Genomic DNA, 19,499 nt, shown 5'->3' on the forward strand with positions numbered 1-19,499 from the left:
AATTAGCGCATTTGGTTAGCTGTGTTTTCAGTACCCATATAATCCTGAACCGTCCTGAAACCTATGTAACTCCTGGCTGAGTCAGCATATTCCCAGTCCCTGGTACTTACCTGAAGGAAATAAGCTACATCTTTCCAAGAACCACCGCGTATTACTTTACGCTCATTAGCCTGGTCTGGCACATTAGGGTTCATTGTAGACACATACTCATAAGATGAAGCATCATAGGAAGAATCAGTCCATTCAGATACGTTACCCGCCATATTATACAGGTTGAAATCATTAGGCTCAAAAGCGTCTGCCTCTACAGTATAAAGTGCTCCGTCAGCAGCATAGTCTCCCCTGTTAGGCTTAAAGTTAGCAAGAAAACATCCTGTATCATTTTTGGTATAAGGTCCACCCCAAGGATAAGTAGCAGACTCATATCCGCCGCGGGCAGCATATTCCCATTCAGCCTCAGTAGGCAAACGGAAAAAGTTAACAAACTGTCTTCCTTTTTCTTTCTGGTAGGCATTTTTATTCAACGTTCTCCAGGCACAAAAAGCTTTTGCCTGATCCCAGCTAACACCCACTACAGGATATTCACCGTAAGCGTCATGCCAAAAATAGTCACTGTGCATAGGGTCGTTATAAGAGTAAGCAAAATCTTTTATCCATACTGTAGTATCCGGATAAATCGGCACCGGTATAGTTTTCAGGTACTTACTCCTTTTATTACGATAGTTTTTAGAATCGTCTTTAGCAGCAGCATCTATATCCATCTGGCTGTATTTATAAACCAGTTTAGAAACATCCATGGTTTTAAGCCCATTATATGATTCTGACTCCGGTAAATACATTGAATCCATAACCTCTACATAATATTCGTCCGGATATTTTTGCGGATCTTTGATTAGCTTTGGTTTATGGTTTAGCTTGCGGCCTGCGTAAAAATCATCATCAGTGCCAAGGCTCCAATAGTTGTCATACATATACTTATCATACGCCGACTGCTCCTCACCTTCGCCTGCCTGATCTTTAAATGCATATTCACCAATGCCGCCACCGCCTGGCTTCAAGCCCTGCTCGTCTGCCAATATAGCTAAACGTGTGCGGATAGTAGAATCTTTAACCCACTCTACAAACTGGCGATACTCACTATTGGTTATTTCTGTTTCATCCATATAAAATGAACGTACGGTTACCGTTTTAGTGGGGGCATCCATAACATTGGCCAAATCATCGTCAGACTTACCCATAATATAAGCGCCTCCGGGAACCAAAGTCATACCGTAAGGCTTCTCAGGCCTCCACTTCTTTCCTCTCACACCTACAAGTTCCCCACGATCACTGGAACCACAGCTGATTAGTAATGATAAAGTTGCTGTTAATGCAATGAACTTCTTCATAAATTCGGGTTATTAAGTAATTCTATTTTTTAAGGGCGTAAACCTATTTATTTATTTTTAAAAAAACAATTTTTTTAATAAAAAATCCTGTTTAAAGAATAAGATTTCGTTAGTTAAGCGTTTTTACTGCTTATTTACAACAAAAATGTTAAATAATATGTTTTCTTTGAGCTTTCCATAATTTTTCCGGGTACTCATTATCACACGCATTCAGGTAATCCTCATAACTACATGGTAATAACGTACTACGCATTATTTTATTATCAGTACCCTGTATTATTGGCAACTCAATCCACCACCTGTCTGTCTTGTCACTTTTAAAAAACACCACATCACCCTCTTCCATCGGAACTATAAATTTAATATAGTTTTCACGGCTTACAAAAGGATATTCGTCAGATCTGTAATGCACTCCTTCTATAAAATACCACAACACCTGTGATATTAATACTGACTCCTGTTTTGTGTCTGCATGGTTAAAGATTCCAAAGGATGTTACCTTGTCACTTATTCCTGCATATCGTGCTAATGTACAAATTTCTTTGCCATCAAAACCGTTTGGGTTAAATTTAACAATATTTCCTGAATCGCCAGACTTTACCGAAGTCATGTCAACAGACACAAAATCAGCATCTCTAAGCACCGGTTCGGCTACTGAAATATTGCGGCATACTTCACCTAACCGATAGGCATCAAAATACAACTTATCCAGTAAATCTATTTCTTCCTGCGAGTTATAATATGTTTGAAAACCTATATTACTGTAATTAAACAAGTTATTAGGCTCGTCTACTATAATGCGTGTAAGATATGAACGCGAGGAAAGCGGCTCATTTTCACTGCCAAGATCAAAACGGCTGTCTATAGAAACATAATTCACCATTTGCTCCAGGCGGTCATAAGCCCGGTATACTCCATATGCCATATCATGAGAGCCTCCTATAATTATAGGTATAATTTTATTTTTTATCAGCTCTGCAACAATTTCTTTTATTGCATAATAAGTATCAGTAAGGGTTTCGCCTGCCGTTATGTTTCCTAAATCAATTATTTTTTTATTCCAGTTGCCCGGATAAAGGCTGTAAAATTCCCTGCGTATATAATTAAGGTGTATGCCCTGCTTTTTTTCTCCCTGCCCCCTGTTATCTAAAACTCCTATAATAGCTATACCGGCACCATCAATATCAGGCACACCGCTCTCATTATGAAAAACAGCCTTAGCTGCCAGTGATTGGACCGAAAGCCCACCGGCATATTCTAAAAAAGATGCATCAAGCGGTTTTAAAAATTCAAAAGCCATAATTTATTTTTTTTTAGCAGGAGCTTTTTTAGCGGTTGTTTTTTTAGGAGCCGCTTTCTTTTTGGCAGGTGCTTTTTGGGCAATCATTTCTTTAACCTGGTCAAGGGTAAGCTTTTGAGCATCTACATCTTTACCAAGTTCTATTTTTGTTTTACCCTTTAAAATTACTGAACGGCCCCAACGTGCTTTTTCTACCTTAATACCTTCTTCTTCCCAGTTATGTATTACCTTATCTTTATCTTTTTGAAGTTTATCTTCAATAAGCGATACAATATCCTGATGCGAAAGGTTATCAAAATCGTATTTTTTACTAACATTGATAAACATCCCGTTCCACTTAATAAAAGGTCCAAAACGCCCAACGCCTTTTTGTACAGGTTCGCCCTGATAGTTATCAATAGGCGCATCTGCCTTTTGCTTTTCTTCAATAAGCTCTTTTGCCCTTTCCAGATTAACATCCATAGGATCTTCGCCCTTTGGCAGGGAAACAAACATTTTTCCAAAGCGCACATAAGGACCAAAGCGCCCGTTGTTTACTTCTACCTCTTCGCCTTTATAAGTACCCAGTGTTTTTGGCAGCATAAACAAGGTTAGCGCTTCTTCCAGAGATATAGTACTTATATTATGCTCCGGCAACAGGCTGGCAAATTGTTTTTCATCGTCTTCTGCATCGCCAATTTGTGCCATTGGCCCAAATTTACCCAAGCGCACACTTACCGGTTTGCCGGATTCAGGATGTGTCCCCAAAATACGCTCGCCCGATTCTCGTTCAGCATTTTTCTCTACATCCTGCACATTGGGGTGAAAGTGGCTGTAAAAATCCTTCATCATTTTAGTCCAGTCCTCATTACCCGATGCTATCTCATCAAAATCCTCCTCAACTTTTGCGGTAAAGTTATAATCCAGTATAGTTTCAAAATGGTTTACCAGAAAATCATTTACAATAATACCTATATCGGTAGGCACCAGTTTACCTTTATCAGAGCCTATATTTTCTGTAAGCTGTGCTTCTTTTATATCTTTTCCTTTTAAAACAAGCTGACTGTAATTTCTTGGTTGCCCCTCAAAAGTACCTTTTTCTACATAATTCCTGTTTATAATGGTAGAAATGGTTGGTGCATAAGTAGATGGGCGACCAATACCAAGCTCTTCCAGTTTTTTTACCAGCGATGCTTCTGTATAACGTGCAGGTGGCCTTGAAAAACGTTCGGTAGCCGTAATACCTTGTAACTGTAATTTTTCTTTTACACGAAGCGCAGGCAGCATACCTTCCTGCTCTTCATCATCGTCATCATGCCCTTCAAGATATACTTTCAAAAAGCCCTCAAACTTTAACACTTCGCCCGAAGCGGCAAACACCTCATTATGGTTGCTTGCTTCTATTTTTACATTGGTACGTTCCAGTTGCGCATCACTCATTTGCGATGCTAATGTACGTTTCCATATAAGGTCATACAGCCTTGCCTGGTCTCTGTCTAAATTTACGGTATGCTGTGTCATATCGGTTGGGCGTATAGCCTCATGCGCTTCCTGCGCACCTTTACTTTTGGTAGCATAGTTACGTGGCCTGCTGTACTCTTTACCATAACTACGGATAATTTCCGCTTCGGCAGCCTGCATGGCTTCCTGAGACAGGTTTACACTATCTGTTCTCATATAGGTAATAAGCCCCGCCTCATATAAGCGTTGCGCTATCATCATGGTAATACCTACCGGCATATACAGTTTACGGGCAGCCTCCTGCTGTAAAGTAGAGGTAGTAAACGGTGCTGTAGGCGATTTTTTAGCCGGTTTGGTCTCCAGGTCGGCTACTGTATAGGCAGAGCCTATATTTTTATTAAGAAAGTCATGAGCCTGATCTTTTGCAGAAAAATTCCTAGGCAGTTTTGCTTTAAACGATTTCCCGGCTTCATTAGTAAATTCTGCCGTTATGGTATATGATGCCTCTGTATTAAAATTTTGTATCTCACGCTCACGCTCAACAATAAGGCGTACAGAAACCGACTGTACCCTGCCGGCCGAAAGCCCGGTTTTTACTTTTTTCCACAATACGGGAGAAAGCTCATAACCAACAAGCCTGTCCAGCACACGGCGCGCCTGTTGTGCATTTACCAGGTTATAGTTTATACCCCTTGGGTTTTCTATAGCTTTAAGTATGGCCGATTTTGTAATCTCATGAAAAACGATACGCTTTGTTTTGCTTTTATCAAGCTTTAATTCTTCCGCCAGGTGCCAGGCAATAGCCTCCCCTTCGCGGTCCTCATCGGAAGCCAGCCATACCGTTTCTGCCGATTTTGAAAGATCCCTGAGCTTTTTAACCAGAGCCCTTTTATCAGGAGACACCTCATAAGTGGGGGTAAAGCTATGCGCTACATCTACCCCTATCTCTTTGCTGGGCAGGTCGGCAATGTGCCCGTAGCTGCTCTCAACCTGGTAGTCTTTCCCTAAAAATTTCTCTATGGTTTTTGCCTTCGCAGGCGACTCAACAATCACTAAATTCTTTGCCATACAACATTTGTTTGGTCGCAAAAGTATAGGATTTTTTTAAATATTAAATTTCCGGCAATTCAAAATATATGTTTTTTTATTAAACCTTAACGTTTAAAAGCCTGCTTTTAAACAATATCCGGGCTGGCTAACGCTGTAATTATTAATTATTTTTATAATTTTATAAATACTCAAAAACAAGAATAAATTTAAATTAGCTAATACAAATGAGAAATCTATATATTAAAACACTTTTCCCTTACAATTGGTGCCACATAAGAAAAATTAAGATATATGATGATAAAGGTACCTTGCTGATAAAAGTAATGCACGGTGAAGAGCCAAAAGTTTTGCTGCCTGAAGATTGCCGCAGTGTTACTATAAAACTGGACTTTTATAAATCAGTCATCCCTGTGCCAGCTAATGGTGAAAATATATTTTTAGGTATTTACATGGACTTTAGGGATAAATTTCCACACAAATATATTGATACACTAAAACGCAAGCTTATTACAGGCCATTTTATGAGTGAGGAGGAGTACAACGCTTTTAACCTTTCATTCTATACCAACGCTATGGAGTTTATACCCATCTCAAAAGTAGATAAGCCTGCTGTACTGTTAGGCATTATTATAGCTTCTGTTTTAGTGATACTATCAGTAATACAACAGCAAAACCCGTATAAAGAAATTGTTTTTCTTATAGGGGCATCCAGCATTATATCGCTTTTAATGATTGCTATAGAAAAACAGAAGATACTGCTTTATGATTACAAAAGCCGTATTATAGCTACAGCGGCAGCATTTGTGCTTGCATTTTTATTTCTTACACCGTTATGGTCTGTAAACATGCTCATGTTTATCTTTATCAGCCTTTTTATACTACGGGCAGTAGCTATCTGGAAAACCATAAAAATTTAATACAACAATATCTGTCAACTTGGCAGTATATTAATTTTATGGCTATCTTTGCCAATTCAAAAAAAGTATATGCAGTAGTGTATTATGGAAAAGATAATGGAAGAAAGTAAACAAGGACAGACCCTTGTACTGGAGCAAAAACAGGAAAATACCAAAAAACTTTTTATAGAGAGTTACGGTTGCCAGATGAATTTTTCTGACAGCGAAATTGTAGCCTCAATTCTTGCTAATGAGGGCTATAATACCACCCAGAACATTGAGGAGGCAGACCTTGTATTGGTTAATACCTGCTCTATTCGTGATAAGGCAGAGCAAACGGTGCGTAAAAGGCTGGACCAATATAACAACATAAAAAAAATAAACCCCGGCATGAAGGTGGGCGTGCTTGGCTGTATGGCAGAACGCCTTAAAAGCAAATTTCTTGAGGAGGAAAAGATTGTGGATATGGTAGTTGGCCCAGATGCCTATAAAGACATACCAAACCTGCTTAAAGAAGTAGACGAGGGCCGCGATGCCGTAAACGTGATACTATCTAAAGAAGAAACCTATGGCGATGTAGCGCCGGTAAGGCTTAACAGCAACGGGGTTACAGCTTTTGTATCTATTACCCGTGGTTGCGATAATATGTGTACATTTTGTGTAGTACCCTTTACCCGTGGGCGCGAACGTAGCCGTGAGCCACAAAGCATTATGGAAGAAATACAGCAGCTTTGGGACAAAGGGTTTAAAGAAGTTACCTTACTGGGACAGAATGTTGACAGCTACCTGTGGTATGGCGGCGGGCTTAAAAAAGATTATGACAAAGCCAGCGAAATGCAAAAAGCAACTGCAGTAGATTTTGCACAGCTGCTGGATATGGTTGCCGGAGCATTCCCTAAAATGCGTTTCCGTTTCAGCACCTCTAACCCGCAGGATATGCATCTGGAGGTAATTGAGGTAATGGCCAAACACCATAATATATGTAAGTACATACACCTGCCTGTGCAAAGTGGCAGCACACGTGTACTTAAAGAAATGAACCGCCAGCACACCCGAGAGGAGTATATGGCGCTGGTAGATAATATTTACCGCATCATCCCCGAAATTTCACTTTCTCAGGATATGATTGCGGGATTCCCGACGGAGACCGAAGAAGACCACCAGGACACCCTTAGCCTTATGGCGCATTGCCAGTATGATTTTGGGTTTATGTTTGCCTATTCAGAGCGTCCCGGCACACTGGCTGCGCGTAAACTGGTTGATGATATTCCGGAAGAAGTAAAAAAACGCAGGCTTACAGAAATTATTAACCTGCAAAGAGATATAAGCCTTGAACGTACCAAGCGTTTTGTAGGGCAAACAGTAGAAGTACTAATAGAAAAAGAATCTAAACGCAGTAATGCCCACTGGAGCGGACGAAACTCGCAAAACACCACCGTGGTTTTTGAAAAAGGCAATTATAAGCCGGGCGACTTTGTAAATGTAAAAATAACTGACTGTACCTCGGCAACCCTTATTGGTGAGGCCGTAGGGTATAGTGAAAAGATGAATTAGTTTACATAGTTTAAGGTTTAAAGTTTCAAGTCTTTCACGAATCATCTTTAAAATCTAAACCGATAGCATAAAAATAAAAGTATCGCTTAAGTAACAGTTTTTAAGAATATACAACTTGAAACCTGAAACTTTAAACTTGAAATAAAAAACATGGAAAGCGTACAAGCCATAAAACAACGATTTGAAATTATAGGGAATGACCCACGCCTGAACCGTGCCATAGAAAAGGCCATACAGGTGGCACCCACCGACATATCAGTACTGGTTACCGGCGAAAGCGGTGTGGGCAAAGAGAGTATCCCAAAAATTATACATGCCCTCTCCCACCGCAAGCATGGTAAATACATTGCCGTAAACTGCGGTGCCATACCTGAGGGAACTATAGACAGTGAACTTTTTGGTCATGAAAAAGGTGCCTTTACAGGCGCAACAGGAGCCCGCGAAGGATACTTTGAAGTAGCCGATGGAGGTACTATTTTCCTGGATGAAGTGGGAGAACTGCCCCTTACCACTCAGGTGCGGCTGCTACGTGTACTGGAAAATGGTGAATTTATTAAAGTAGGCTCCAGCCAGACACAAAAAACAAATGTACGTATAGTGGCCGCCACAAACGTACAAATGTTTGATGCTATAGAAAAAGGCAAATTTCGCGAAGATTTATATTATAGGCTCAGCACTGTAGAAATCACCCTGCCACCGCTGCGTGATAGAAAAGAAGATATTCACCTCTTATTCCGCAAATTTTCTTCAGACTTTGCCCACAAATACAAAATGCCACCTATTAAGCTTGAAGATGATGCGGTACAGGTACTGCAACGCTACCGCTGGGGTGGAAACATCCGCCAGTTGCGCAACGTGGCAGAGCAGGTTTCTGTTTTAGAGACAGACCGTAATATATCGGCTTTTACACTTAACTCCTACCTGCCCGAAGGGGGTAGTAACCTGCCGGCTGTAGTGGGTGCTAAAAAACAGGACAGTGACTTTAGTAACGAACGTGAAATTTTGTACAAGATATTGTTTGACATGCGCGGTGATATTAACGACCTTAAAAAGCTCACTATGGAGCTTATGCAAAACGGCAATAGCAGCAAAGTACAGGAAACCAACAAAGGGTTGATACAGCGTATATATGGCGGACAGGAAGAAAACCGCCGCGAATATGAGCAACTGCCCGGCGGGCCGGTGTATAACAATGCCCCGGCACGGCATGCCGAACCTGTTGTAGAGCATCATCATGAAGAGGAAGAAGATGATGAAAACAATTATCTGTATACCGAAGCCGTTGAAGAAGAGGAAACGCTGCGCCTGGACGAAAAGGAAATTGAGCTTATAAAAAAAGCCCTGGAGCGCAATAAAGGCAAACGCAAAGCTGCTGCAGATGAATTAGGTATAAGTGAACGGACGTTATACCGTAAAATTAAACAATACAATCTATAAACAAATGGGATATTTTAAATATATGAAACGTTTTGCCGTACTCGGGGTATTTTTTATATTCTCCGGTTGTGGTGTTTACAACTTTACAGGTATTGGTACTATAGATGCAGAAACCTTTCAGGTGAATTATTTCCAAAATAATGCTGACCTTATAGAACCCGGTATTGAACGTACTTTTACCAGGAGGCTGCAGGATTTGATACAAGACCAAACCAACCTGAGCCTTACTAACTCAGGAGGTGATCTGGTTTATGAAGGTGAAATTACAGATTACCATATTGCCCCGATGACTGCTACTGCTGACCAGCGTGCAGCACAAAACAGGCTTACCATATCAGTTAACGTACGTTTTACCAACAAAAAAAAGGAGGATGACGATTTTGAAAAGCGTTTTAGCTTTTATTATGACTTTCCAGGCAATAACCTGCCGGTTGGCTCTACATTAAATACAGGGATTGATATAATTTTTGAACGTATAACCCAGGATATATTTAATGCATCGCTTAATAAATGGTAGAATGTTATAGTTTACAGTAAACGGTTGCCAATTTTAAAACCGATTTTTTGTAGACCTAACTATTAACTGTTAACCAATTCATTTGACAACAAAAGACTATACATATTTACTAAATAAGCCTTATTCGCTCACCGAAAAGCAGACCATAGAACTGGAAAACATCCTTAATGAATTTCCTTACCTGCAAAGTGCACGTGCCATATATTTAAAAGGGCTGTATAACCGTGATAGTTTTCGCTATAACAGCGAGTTAAAAAAAACTGCCACCTATACTACAGAACGCCAGGTATTGTTTGATTTTATCACCTCAGAGCATTTTCGGAGTATACAAAAAGATTTTCTAACAGAGGAAGAAAATACCATAACCGGTATAACCGTAAAAGATTCTGAACACATAAAAGAATCGCAGGCGCAAAAGGTACCGGAACAAATAGCCGATAAAAAAGAGCTTTCGGTAAAACGGTCTATAAAAGAGGCTGCAGGCACTTCGGAAGATACAACAGAACATGATATTACCCAAAAAGAAGCCAAACCCGCGGGTACCGGTAAGCCCTTGCAGTTTGATGGCAACGAAAAGCATTCGTTTGCAGAATGGCTGCAACTCTCTAAAATAAAGCCCATAAACCGTAACAACACGCAGGATGAGCAGACTGCACCACTAAAGGCCAAACTGGAACTTATTGATAAATTTATAGATAATAACCCCAAAATTGCCCCGGTAAAAAACAGCCCTTCGCCTACTGCAAATGTATTGCCGCAAAGTGGTGACGCCCCGGCATTAATGACAGAAACACTTGCCCGGGTATACCTCGAACAAAAAAAATATACCAAAGCCATACAGGCTTATGAAATATTAATTTTGAAATATCCGGAAAAAAGTGCTTTCTTTGCACACCGTATTTCAGAAATAAAAGATTTACAACAAAATAATAATTAGACAGCAATGATAAATTTCACTATTTTTTTGGTACTTATAGCCATAGTTTGCTTTTTGCTTGTGGTAGTTATAATGGTACAAAATCCTAAAGGCGGAGGGTTATCGTCTACTTTTGGCGCATCTCAAACATTAGGTGGTGTGCAAAAAACAACCGATTTTCTTGACAAAAGTACCTGGACACTGGCTACCATACTTGTGGTTTTAATCCTGTTATCAAGTTTAAGCTTTTCTTCAGGTTTTGCTAATGACAGCCTGACGGATGATTCTGATGTACCTGCTGCTACAACAGAAACACCAGCGCCAATAAACCCTGCAGATAATACTGCTGCACCTGCAACTAATGAGGTTGCACCTGCCACACCCACCGCAGAATAATTTTGAGAATATCATAATAGTAAGCATATAAAATGCCAGCCTGTCAGTAGTGCTGGCATTTTTTTTACCTCAAAATGTCAGTTTATTCAATTGGCATAGTTTCTGACAAAAACAAAGCAATCAAATTTTAAAATTAAAACGAATTAATATGGCTTTAAACATTAAACCACTTTCAGACCGTGTTCTTGTTGAACCGGTAGCTGCAGAAACACAAACTGCTTCAGGGCTTTTTATACCCGACACTGCTAAAGAAAAACCTCAAAAAGGTGTGGTGGTTGCCGTGGGTAACGGCACTAAGGACCATGAAATGACTGTAAAGGTTGGCGATACAGTATTGTATGGTAAATATGCAGGCACTGAACTTAAATTTGATGGTAAGGATTATCTTATCATGAAAGAAGATGAAATATTTGCAGTTATCTAAAAAAAGTTTAATAGTAAAGTAAAAAAACAAACAAAATGGCAAAAGAAATAAAATTTGATATTGAAGCACGCGACGGTTTAAAACGTGGTGTTGACGCTTTGGCTAATGCCGTAAAAGTAACCCTGGGCCCTAAGGGCCGTAATGTTACTATCAGCAAATCATTTGGCGGCCCAACCGTAACTAAAGACGGTGTAACTGTTGCTAAAGAGATAGAGCTTGAAGATACCCTTGAAAATATGGGTGCACAGATGGTTAAAGAAGTAGCCAGCAAAACCAACGACCTTGCGGGTGATGGTACTACAACTGCTACTGTACTTGCACAGGCTATTGTAAAAGAAGGCCTTAAAAACGTTGCAGCGGGCGCTAACCCTATGGATCTTAAGCGTGGTATAGACAAAGCTGTTGAAGCTATTGTAGCTAACCTTAGCGAACAAACCAAAGAGGTTGGTACATCAACCGAAAAAATAAAACAGGTTGCTTCTATATCAGCTAATAATGATGAAACAATAGGCGAGCTTATTGCTGAAGCTTTTGGTAAAGTAGGTAAAGAAGGTGTTATTACAGTTGAAGAAGCTAAAGGTACTGATACGTATGTAGACGTTGTTGAAGGTATGCAGTTTGACCGTGGTTATCTTTCGGCTTACTTTGTAACTAATTCAGAAAAAATGGAGGCTGAACTAGAGAGGCCATACATTTTATTATATGATAAAAAAGTATCTTCTATGAAAGATTTGCTTCCGGTTCTTGAGCCTGTAGCACAATCTGGAAAACCGTTATTGATTATAGCAGAAGATGTAGACGGTGAGGCTCTTGCTACACTGGTAGTAAACAAACTTCGCGGTGCACTTAAAATTGCTGCTGTTAAAGCCCCTGGCTTTGGAGACAGGAGAAAAGCACTTCTTGAAGATATTGCCATACTTACCGGCGGTACCGTAATAGCTGAAGAGCAGGGATATACCCTTGAAAATGCTACAATTGACATGCTTGGAACCTGCGAGAAAGTGACTATCAATAAAGATAACACTACTATTGTAAATGGTGCAGGTAGCGAAGACATGATTAAAAACCGTGTTAACCAGATTAAGTCTCAGATAGAAGCTACTACATCTGATTACGACAAAGAAAAACTTCAGGAGCGCCTTGCCAAACTTGCAGGCGGTGTAGCTGTACTTTATGTAGGTGCTGCCAGCGAGGTAGAAATGAAAGAGAAAAAAGACCGTGTAGATGATGCATTACATGCAACGCGTGCAGCTGTAGAAGAAGGTATTGTTGCTGGTGGTGGTGTAGCTTTGCTTAGGGCAAAATCAACATTAGCCAATATTAAAGCAGAAAATGCCGATGAGGCAACCGGTATACAAATTGTAGCCCGTGCTGTTGAAGCTCCATTACGTACTATTGTAGAAAATGCCGGACTTGAAGGCAGTGTTATAGTAGCTAAAGTAGGCGAAGGTGAAGGTGCTTTTGGTTATAATGCCAAAACAGATGAGTATGTAGATATGCTTGCAGCAGGTGTTATAGACCCTAAAAAAGTAACCCGCGTAGCGTTAGAAAATGCTGCTTCGGTTGCAGGTATGATACTTACTACAGAATGTGCTTTAATTGATATTAAAGAAGATTCCCCTGCCGGTGGCGGTATGCCAATGGGAGGCGGTATGCCTGGAATGATGTAATAAAAGATCATTAGATATACGAAGGAGCGCAATTGCGCTCCTTTTTTTGTTAAAATTGGTTTTGTATATAGAGAAAAAGAAGAAAAAAAATATATTTACAATACTAACCAATAATTGCAAAATGAAATCACTACAATTTAGGAGTTTTTTACTCCTGTGTTTTACTATGTTTTTTTGTGTAATCTCCACAGCACAAAACGACAAATTAAAAATTGAAAAAGCCCTTACAGATTACTTTTTTCTTGAGCGGGAAAACATACACGTGCAATTTGATAAAACCACTTTTATGACCAGCGAAGAGGTTTGGTTTAAAGGTTATGTGTTTCATCGCAAAAAAAATGTTCCCTTCTTTAGTACCATAAATATATTTGCCTCACTTATGGATGAAAAAGGCACTGTTATAGAAACAAAATTATTATATGGTAATATAGGGAGTTTTTCAGGCAGCTTTAAATTAAAAGATACATACAAATCCGGTCATTATTACTTACAGTTTTATACCAACTGGATGAATAATTTTACCGAAGATGAATCGGCAGTGTATCATATTACTATTATCAATAGCGAAACAGGTGCCGGGAACATATTGGCCAAAGCGCCTGCCGACAGTATTAAAATTTCATTACATCCCGAAAGCGGTATACTGCTGGAGGACAATAATAATGTTTTGGGATTAAAAATTGCCGATTGCAACAATGAACCCCTACCTGTTACTTTTGCTGATATTGTGGATCCTTCAGGAAATAAAATAAAAACAATACCGGTAAATAGTTTAGGCTATGGGCGCATAGAAATACCTATGGGTACACCACCAGGGTGTAAAGTAACGGTAACTATAGATGGTAAAGAATATAATGAACCCTTGCCTGAAGCTAAAAAAACAGGGTTTATTATTTCAACCAACAGTTATGCGCTTACTGATAAAACACTGGTAACTTTAAAAACCACCCCACTTACCCTTAAAGGTAATGGAAATCAGCCTTTATACTTAATGGTACACCAAGATGATAAAGCAGTAATTTATGATGTTGATTTTGCTAATAATACAGAACTTAAACTGCTTTTACCCAATACTGACCTGGTAGAGGGTTTAAATACCATACGGCTGTTAGACAGTTCTATGAAGCAACTTGCAGAAAGGTTAGTGTATGCCTATCCTGCTGCAGATATGCCCCATACCGAGGTTAAAGCGGAGAAGCAGTACAGCGCCCTAACCCTTAACGGTAAAGCAGGCGCACCTTTTATGAACCTGAGTATATCTGCCTTGCCGGAAGATACCCGTGCTTATAATGAAGATAATGATATTTACAGCTCGTTTAAAATATTACCTTATATAGAAGGCCACCCCAAAATAAGCGGTAAATATTATTTTACAACAATATCAAAAGGTAAAATGTTTGAGCTTGATCTGTTTTTACTATGCCAAAAAGATAAATATCAATGGCATGATATACTTAACAATCCTCCTAAAAGCAATTACACTTTTGATATGGGGCTAACACTTCAGGGCTCTTTACCCAAACAGTATTCAAAAATTAAAAGTACAAAAATAAGGCTCTATTCATTATCGTCAGTACTTGATGAATCAACCGATGTAGATGATAAAGGAGAATTTACATTTGATAACCTTATAATACCTGACTCTTCTGCGGTTATGTTCACCCTTATTATCCCCGGTAAAAAAACAGAGGAGATAAGCCTTAAACCCAAAATGCCTAATGTGTACAGGCCTTATATAAAAAAATACCAGCCACCTGTACGGTGCTATACCCCGATAGCCGAAGACCAGGCACAAATGCCAATGGTATATAAAGACCAGATACAACTGGAAGAAGTTGTGGTAGAAGGTACGCCGCTTAAATATGCCAAAGCAGCAGCTAACCGTAATTTAACCGGATATAAAATTACCGATCGTGAAATAAACAGTTTTAACAGCATACTGAATTTTATAAAATTCCGCAGCAGCTTTCAGGTTAACGATAATTCTGTAAATGTAACCATATACTCCAGCAGGAATGTATATAGTATAAATGCAGGCCGCCCAACACCTATCATATATTTAGATGATATGCAACTTCTGGATTATGATATATTAAGGACAATAGCGTTAACAGAGGTTGAAGAAATTTATATGAATGCACACGCTATAGTGCCTTCTGTGCGCAACCATATGGGTATAATACGCATTTACCGTAACCATGATTATAAATCAAACTCAAAAGGCAGTGGTTTAACAGAAGTTATTATTGAGAAAGGTTTTTCGCAAACAATACCCTTTGCAAATGTAAACTACTCGTCTACCAGCGATGAAGGATATAGTAATTTTGGGGTTATTGACTGGGAACCCGAAATAATGGCACAGGAAGACAGCTCTTTTGAAACCGCCATACCCATAACAGGCCAAAATGAGATAAAGCTCATCATAGAAGGCTTTACTGCCGATGGCAAACTGTTATCAGAAATAAAAACTATTAAGTTGTAAATGTAGTATCATTAGAGCCATACCACACCCCTTACCGAAGTTATGCTTATATTATGCTGTACGCAGCCAGGTCCTGCTTATAAACGTAACGTAATTAGATTCCTCCTAACTACGGCTATATGGCGAATATTTTACCTAATTTTATGATAGTTATTTAAGGTGTTTAAACCTTAAATATAGCACAAACCCTAAAATAAAAAAAAGGAATACCGGCTATGCAAACAGGCAAATGCATTACGCCGGTATTCCGGGCAATTAACAACTTATAATTTACGGCAGGAGTTAAGCTAACTGTTAAACAGTTACACTGTAAAGAAATTTTAAAAGAGAATAATTCTTACTAATAACTTACAGCGGCCCGATAGTAAAACCTGCCTTTTGTAGTGTAATTAATTAATAAGATGGAATTTCCAAATACAAAACAATTTGTATAATGGAATGGAAGAAATTATTGTAGGTAATGAAACACTTGTAAAAAAGTGTTTATGTGAGGCTAAAGCATTAAACTGAGGTAGTGAATACCCTTCAAATATAAATTTAATGTCATCGGCATCAGTATCGGTTAATTGATCTGAAAAGTCAATGGTATCATCGTCGTTAATAGCAAACGAAACTATTTTCTTTTCTACTTTAGTAAACGCCGCTTTATACTTATATGATTGCGAAACCGGTGAAAACGTATTGGCTAAGCTGGAAGCAAAGAAAAACAACATAAGCCAGAAAGCGACTATGTTTTTTGGGTTATCCCCTATTTTCTTTAAACTATCCATTGTGGTTTTTTAAGTATAGTAATGCAAATTTATGACACAAAAATTATAAATCACTATTAATTATAATAAAAATGCCCTGAAAAATTTCAGGGCATTATAATAATATTTAGCTTCTTTTATACTGGCAGCACATGGGCAACTTGTTATAATCTTCTTTAACAGCCTTTGCTTTATCCGTATCATGGCCTGACTTTGCAACTGCATTACGAACATCTTCTGCACTGCACTTATTTTCATCAACAGTAAGGTGCAGTAGTTGCTCATCTTCATTCCATGTTGCCATTTTAACTCCTTTTACATTAAAAGCAGCTTTTTCTATGCGCTTTTTACATTGCTCGCAGTTACCTTTAACTTCAATATCGTATTTGGCATTTTTATCTTTTTTTTGCTGTGCCTGCACGTTTAGGCCTGCCAGCATGATCAAAACTAAAAAAACAATTTTCTTCATTATTATAATGTTTAAAGTTTAAATATATAAATTTTTATTTTATCCTGAACCTTAACCCGGTATAATACATTTGGCCAAAAACCGGCGCATATACCATGCTGGTGTCAAAATATGGGCCAAAAGGGTCGTCTGAACCTAAAATAGCTTTATTTTGCCTGTAATTACCAATATTTTCGCCACCTACATAAATTTCAAACACATCGCTAAATACCATAGTAACCTGGGCATTCATTGTAGAAAAAGCCGGTGAAAATTCGCCAAGCCTATACTGCTCCGGGTTACTGTCCGTAAACGGTAATCGCTGCTTATCTAGCCAGTTATAGGTAAAATCAAACTTCCACTGCTGTCCTTTATCCTTCAACTGCGTTTCGTAGGCTATATTGGTAAAAAATCTGTTTTTAGCCTGTAAAGGCTTTTGATAAGAGCCGGAATTATAATCTGTTTCAACATCATAGTATTTATAGGCCGTGCGTAAATCAAGCCTTGGCAATACTTCATAATTAAAATCTACCTGAAGGCTGCTGGCGTAGCTATTCCCCCTAAGATTGTAAAAAGATACTGCCTGTGGTGAACCATATACATCTACTACTATCTGGTTCTGGAAATCGGTACGGTAAAAATCTACAGCTATATCGGCATTACGGTTAAAAATATGGAATTTCTGTAAAAAACTGGCGCCGTAGTTCCATGCAGTTTCCGGGTCAAGGCCATACAGCATGCCCCCTGCCCCAGTAATATTAAATGCGCGGGATGAACCAAAATACTGTTGGTTTTCAGCAAAGATATTAGCCGCCCTTTTACCCCGACCTGCCGAAAGGCGCAGGGTACCACTTTCCCATGGGGTATAGCGTATATGTACACGTGGGGTAGCAAAAACACCAAGGCGGTTACTTACATCAAAACGCCCCCCCAGCACCATACTAAAATTATCATTATTATCATACGTGTACTGGAAAAATGCCCCTACAGAATTATCAATTCGGTCATAATTACGGCCATTACTGCCGGTATTAATGTATGCAAACTCATTATAATTATCATAAGTAGCATTAAGCCCGGTTGAAAATTTATTGAGCGTGTTATTAAAAATAGAGCTAAAAATAAGGTTGGCAAAACCGCTTTTTTGGGCAATATCATATTGGTTAAACCCAAAATACGATTCCTGATTATGATAATTAAATGCCGTTTGCAGGCCAATACTCTGGTAAGGCATATCGGGCCATACATACCCTATTTTTGCCGATGCATCAACCTTATCGGTATTAATTTCACTTCCCCAGTGGTTAGTGGTAAATTTATCGGTATCCGGGTTAAAAGCAGTTTCTCCCGCTTGCTTTTCATCACGCATATACCGGAAGTTTATAAAACTTACCCAGCCTTTTTCGGCATCTGTATACTGCCAGCGGTTCATAATGTTTACCTGCTTACTTAACGGCATATCCAAAAAGCCGTCATTATTCATATCATTTTTATTAAAAAGCCCATTGCCGTGTACCAATAAAAGGGTATTCCATTTATCAGACACTTTTTTGGCAAAGTGCGTATTCAGCTCAAAGCGGCTTCCGGTATTACCATATACGTTTAAAAAAAACCGCTCACTCATCATGGGTTTCAGCAGTTCATAATTAATCTGACCGCTAATGCTTTCATAACCATTTACTACCGGACCTGCGCCCTTGGTTACCTGTATATTCTGCACCCATGTTCCCGGTACAAAACTCAGGCCATAAACCTGGCTTGCCCCCCGCACTGATGGCAGGTTTTCTTCTGATATCAGTATATAAGGGCTGGTAAGCCCAAGCATTTTTATCTGTTTGGTGCCTGTTAGTGCATCACTAAAATTCACATCTATAGATGGGTTGGTTTCAAAACTTTCAGCAATATTGCAACAGGCCGCTTTTAGTAGTTCGCTGTGCCCCATATTTTGCATATTTGCGGCACTTACACTATTGCGTTTCAGGCTTTCAAGCTTTTTATTTACAATAACCTCGCCCAATTGGCTATTCTCAGGCGTAAGCTGGTGGTTTACATACCGCGGTGTATGTACATGCAATGTATCTGTTTTATAGCCTACATAACTTATTACCAACATCATATCGGCGGGAGACTTTTCAATTTCAAAAGTGCCATCGTCAGTAGTGGCGGTAGCTTTAGTAGTATTAAGCCAGCTTACAGTGGCGCCGGGCAGCGGAGTATCTTTTTCATCAAGGACTTTACCCTTAATGGTTTGCTGGGCCTGTAATAGTGCAGGCAGCAACAGTAAAATCATGAATATTTTACGCATAAAAAAAATTTAATATTAATGAACTCAGTTATTCCCACAGCATTGGGAAATGGTATCAGAAATATTAAAATCAGGCGTATAGGGTGTATTGGCAATAGAGTTTATAAAGTGGCGGTGCGGTGCTTTCCGCATAAAAGGCAGGGGCGTCTTTACCGTTACCGGATACTTCCTCATACACAAATAAATTCAGCGGTTTGTAAGCATTGGCAATATAAAAAGACCCTAAATCCAGTTGGAGTGATTTTACAATTGCCTTATCACTGTCATCCTGAATTTTTACGGTATGGTTTTTACAGCATTTTTTTTCGGCTGCTGCTTTAGCACAGCAACCCATAACTTTCTTTTCCGTTTTTTGCATAATGCAGTTCTCGGTCTTATAAGAAAGTGTTACCTCTGAAACCTGCCCGTGGCAGTAATGCACATTAAGCGCCAGCCCTATATTGCTAAACAATATAAAAGCTGATAAAATAAAGCTAATATGGCATTTAAGTTTCATCAGTGCAAATTTACGTATTTTTTTTAAAAGG

Annotated in this window: 16 protein-coding genes; 9 read left to right on the forward strand and 7 right to left on the reverse strand. The window is 39.1% G+C overall.

Annotated features, from left to right (window positions below; genetic code table 11):
* Window positions 1-2: 2 nt before the first annotated feature.
* The 3 genes from porK to topA all read right to left on the reverse strand — a co-directional run bounded on the left by porK (window position 3) and on the right by topA (window position 5,196).
* Window positions 3-1,388: a T9SS ring complex lipoprotein PorK/GldK gene (gene porK, locus ABS766_RS05220; RefSeq protein ID WP_408084066.1), complete on the reverse strand. Its 1,386-nt coding sequence runs from the start codon at window positions 1,386-1,388 to the stop codon at window positions 3-5.
* A gap of 148 nt (window positions 1,389-1,536) precedes the next feature.
* Window positions 1,537-2,688, reverse strand: a complete 1,152-nt coding sequence (locus ABS766_RS05225) for a formimidoylglutamase (protein WP_408084067.1) — start codon at window positions 2,686-2,688, stop codon at window positions 1,537-1,539.
* Window positions 2,689-2,691: 3 nt separating this feature from the next.
* Complete coding sequence (gene topA, locus ABS766_RS05230; protein WP_408084068.1) at window positions 2,692-5,196, reverse strand: type I DNA topoisomerase; 2,505 nt, start codon at window positions 5,194-5,196, stop codon at window positions 2,692-2,694.
* 206 nt (window positions 5,197-5,402) lie between these two features.
* Here topA and ABS766_RS05235 point away from each other — a divergent pair, with 206 nt between their 5' ends.
* From ABS766_RS05235 to ABS766_RS05275, 9 genes are all read left to right on the forward strand, one after another.
* Complete coding sequence (locus ABS766_RS05235) at window positions 5,403-6,095, forward strand: hypothetical protein (protein ID WP_408084069.1); 693 nt, start codon at window positions 5,403-5,405, stop codon at window positions 6,093-6,095.
* Between the two features lie 84 nt (window positions 6,096-6,179).
* A complete protein-coding gene (gene miaB, locus ABS766_RS05240; RefSeq protein ID WP_408084070.1) occupies window positions 6,180-7,628 on the forward strand; it encodes a tRNA (N6-isopentenyl adenosine(37)-C2)-methylthiotransferase MiaB in 1,449 nt (482 codons plus the stop codon).
* Window positions 7,629-7,778: 150 nt separating this feature from the next.
* Window positions 7,779-9,065 carry a sigma-54 interaction domain-containing protein gene (locus ABS766_RS05245; RefSeq protein WP_408084071.1) on the forward strand — a complete coding sequence of 429 codons (1,287 nt, stop codon included), beginning with the start codon at window positions 7,779-7,781 and terminating at the stop codon, window positions 9,063-9,065.
* A 22-nt stretch (window positions 9,066-9,087) separates the two neighbouring features.
* Window positions 9,088-9,582, forward strand: coding sequence for an LptE family protein (locus ABS766_RS05250; RefSeq protein ID WP_408084128.1), 495 nt, complete (start codon window positions 9,088-9,090; stop codon window positions 9,580-9,582).
* Window positions 9,583-9,664: 82 nt separating this feature from the next.
* A complete protein-coding gene (locus ABS766_RS05255; protein WP_408084072.1) occupies window positions 9,665-10,519 on the forward strand; it encodes a tetratricopeptide repeat protein in 855 nt (284 codons plus the stop codon).
* A gap of 6 nt (window positions 10,520-10,525) precedes the next feature.
* Window positions 10,526-10,894: a preprotein translocase subunit SecG gene (gene secG / locus ABS766_RS05260; protein ID WP_408084073.1), complete on the forward strand. Its 369-nt coding sequence runs from the start codon at window positions 10,526-10,528 to the stop codon at window positions 10,892-10,894.
* 148 nt (window positions 10,895-11,042) lie between these two features.
* Window positions 11,043-11,318 carry a co-chaperone GroES gene (locus ABS766_RS05265; protein WP_408084074.1) on the forward strand — a complete coding sequence of 92 codons (276 nt, stop codon included), beginning with the start codon at window positions 11,043-11,045 and terminating at the stop codon, window positions 11,316-11,318.
* Between the two features lie 35 nt (window positions 11,319-11,353).
* Window positions 11,354-12,988, forward strand: coding sequence for a chaperonin GroEL (gene groL / locus ABS766_RS05270; protein WP_408084075.1), 1,635 nt, complete (start codon window positions 11,354-11,356; stop codon window positions 12,986-12,988).
* Window positions 12,989-13,109: 121 nt separating this feature from the next.
* Window positions 13,110-15,470 (forward strand): hypothetical protein, encoded by a 2,361-nt coding sequence (locus tag ABS766_RS05275; protein ID WP_408084076.1) that lies wholly within the window; start codon window positions 13,110-13,112, stop codon window positions 15,468-15,470.
* Window positions 15,471-15,859: 389 nt separating this feature from the next.
* Here ABS766_RS05275 and ABS766_RS05280 read toward each other — a convergent pair whose 3' ends face one another.
* From ABS766_RS05280 to ABS766_RS05295, 4 genes are all read right to left on the reverse strand, one after another.
* Window positions 15,860-16,240: a hypothetical protein gene (locus tag ABS766_RS05280; RefSeq protein ID WP_408084077.1), complete on the reverse strand. Its 381-nt coding sequence runs from the start codon at window positions 16,238-16,240 to the stop codon at window positions 15,860-15,862.
* A gap of 106 nt (window positions 16,241-16,346) precedes the next feature.
* Window positions 16,347-16,688, reverse strand: a complete 342-nt coding sequence (locus tag ABS766_RS05285; protein ID WP_408084078.1) for a heavy-metal-associated domain-containing protein — start codon at window positions 16,686-16,688, stop codon at window positions 16,347-16,349.
* A gap of 34 nt (window positions 16,689-16,722) precedes the next feature.
* On the reverse strand, window positions 16,723-18,972 hold the full coding sequence (locus ABS766_RS05290) for a TonB-dependent receptor (RefSeq protein ID WP_408084079.1): 2,250 nt from the start codon (window positions 18,970-18,972) through the stop codon (window positions 16,723-16,725).
* A gap of 70 nt (window positions 18,973-19,042) precedes the next feature.
* The gene (locus ABS766_RS05295) at window positions 19,043-19,468 is read right to left on the reverse strand and encodes an HYC_CC_PP family protein (RefSeq protein WP_408084080.1); all 426 of its coding nucleotides are present in this window, start codon (window positions 19,466-19,468) and stop codon (window positions 19,043-19,045) included.
* Window positions 19,469-19,499 lie beyond the last annotated feature (31 nt).

This window comes from Flavobacterium rhizosphaerae (genome assembly GCF_046000445.1).
GTDB lineage: Bacteria > Bacteroidota > Bacteroidia > Flavobacteriales > Flavobacteriaceae > Flavobacterium > Flavobacterium rhizosphaerae.